We start from the raw sequence: 611 nt of genomic DNA, 5'->3' as shown, positions 1-611 counted from the left end.
GTTTCATCCAACCTAAAGTTAAACTGTGCATTATGGTAGCCTAATTCGACATACTTTCTGCACTCAGGATATTTATTAATGTCATAATTCGGTACAGGGAGGAGCTTCGCCCACTCAACGCCCAATGTCTCGAGCGCTTTCGCGAATGCATTCTGGTGAGCATTGTCGCGTACAATCAGAAAAGCAAGTGTTTCGCGGAACGTCTGATTAGAGCTCATTTCATAAATTCTTGTTTTTTGCAGCACACCTGTCGACTCAAGAAGCAGGTTATCCAGCAGGTCAGTAATTAAGTTTCCGTGGTTATACACCCACGACCCGTTCCACGGATTGCCCCCTGCATCAACGGGAAGGGAACTTTGCGCACCAATAATATAATGATGAGGATTAGCATGTTTAACGGCTTCATTAAGTGGTGCTTGATCTGCACCTTGACTGCCGACACCTTCACCGCCTGATTCATCTAATAAAGCATTGATTGTGTTTTGAACCAGTTCAACGTGGGCAATCTCCTCTAAAAAAATGCCGCGAAGCAGATCGCGGTACTGTTTCTGCTTTCCTCTGAAATTAGAGCTTTGGAAAAAAACTGCATCATTGTACGCATTTCTCCGTAA

1 pseudogene is annotated in these 611 nt (G+C 44.2%); it reads right to left on the bottom strand.

The features are described 5' to 3' along the window. Positions 1-611, bottom strand: a pseudogene (locus ACWHAR_RS29195) (manganese catalase family protein); the annotation flags it as partial.

This window comes from Bacillus sp. LR--39, from assembly GCF_053613335.1.
The sequence above is the reverse complement of the archived record's forward strand: the minus strand, read 5'-3'. Positions and strand labels throughout refer to the sequence as shown.